The 1,312-nt window shown below is 67.3% G+C and carries 2 protein-coding genes; both read right to left on the reverse strand.

Annotated features, from left to right (window positions below; all coding sequences use genetic code 11):
* Positions 1 to 12: 12 nt before the first annotated feature.
* Entirely contained in the window at positions 13 to 309 is a 297-nt protein-coding gene (locus ACH4RC_RS42490; RefSeq protein WP_398210517.1) for a hypothetical protein, read from the reverse strand.
* A gap of 73 nt (positions 310 to 382) precedes the next feature.
* Positions 383 to 1,252, reverse strand: coding sequence for an IS5 family transposase (locus ACH4RC_RS42495; protein WP_398210520.1), 870 nt, complete (start codon positions 1,250 to 1,252; stop codon positions 383 to 385).
* Between the last annotated feature and the right edge of the window lie 60 nt (positions 1,253 to 1,312).

Consider the following 1,312-nt stretch of genomic DNA (forward strand, 5'->3'; position numbering starts at 1 on the left):
CTAGGCCGTGTTTTAGGTAGCGCGGATGGCCATCCATTTGGTGAGGTCGCCCGCGATCTGGTCGATGCTTGTCTCGACGGTGACGTCGTGCTCGCGGCGGCTGGTGTCACGCCGGACGATCTCGTAGCCGCCCGTTTCCAGGACGGCGACGGACGCGAACCAGGCGGGATCGTCCTCGTCGGGCTGGATGACGACGAAGGTGTTGTCTGTGCCGTTCAGATCGCTGACCAGCTCGAACAGGGCGTCCTCGGACGGGTCGTCGACGTGGTCGCCGTTCTCGCTGTCCGCGCAGTAGTAATCAGCTGCCACGGGACCTCCCCATGCGTGTGCTGCCCGAAGTGCCGGTGGCCAGCATGACACGGCCGCCTGGCCGCCCGACGGCTCACAACCACTGGCGGATCGCCGCGACGTGAACCGTCGCCTCGTAGCGCACCGCGAGCTTGTCGAACCGGGTGGCCACTGCCCGGTGCTGCTTGAGACGACTGATCCCGCACTCGACCGCATGGCGTTCGCGATAATCGATCTTGTCGAACGTCGGCGGCCGGCCGCCTCGCGAACCACGCTTCTTGCGGTTGCGGACTTGATCGGCCTTCTCCGGGATCGTGCACCCGATGCCGCGTCTGCGCAGGTAAGCGCGGTTCGCGCGGGAGCCGTAGGCCTTGTCCGCCCGCACCTTGTCGGGCCGGGATCGCGGCCGGCCAGCACCGGTCCGAGGTACCCGGATGGCCTCCAGAACCGGTTCGAACTGCGGGCTGTCGTGCCGGTGCCCGGCGGTGATGAGCAGTGACAACGGTCTCTGACCCTGCTCACAGGCCAGGTGGATCTTCGTGGTGAACCCGCCCCTTGACCGGCCCAGCCCGTGGTCGTCAGGCTCGATGGCGACACCACCAGGCGCCTCCTTCTGCCCTGCCCCGTCCCGGCGGGCACCAGCCGCATGCTGGTGAGCCCGGCAGATTGTGGAATCGACGTTGACCTCCCACGTGATCAGCCCGGCCTCATCGGCCCGCGCCTGTAACAGCGTCAGCAGCCGGGCCCACACCCCCTGCCGCTGCCATCGCCGGAACAACCCGTACACGGTCTGCCAGGGCCCGTACTCCGGCGGCAGGTCACGCCACGGAACACCCGTTCGTACCCGCCAACGCACACCATCCACCAGCCGTCGCCGCCCCGGCCACCTGCGACCTACACCCGCCGCAGGCAACAACGACTCCAGCACTGACCACTGCTCATCAGAAAGATCCCCACGCCCCACACAGTGATCATCACGGCAAGAGGCAAGGAACGGAACCCGGACCTAAAACACGGCCTAGTC

It is taken from the genome of Streptomyces sp. NPDC016845 (genome assembly GCF_044332585.1).
Classification (GTDB): Bacteria; Actinomycetota; Actinomycetes; order Streptomycetales; family Streptomycetaceae; genus Streptomyces.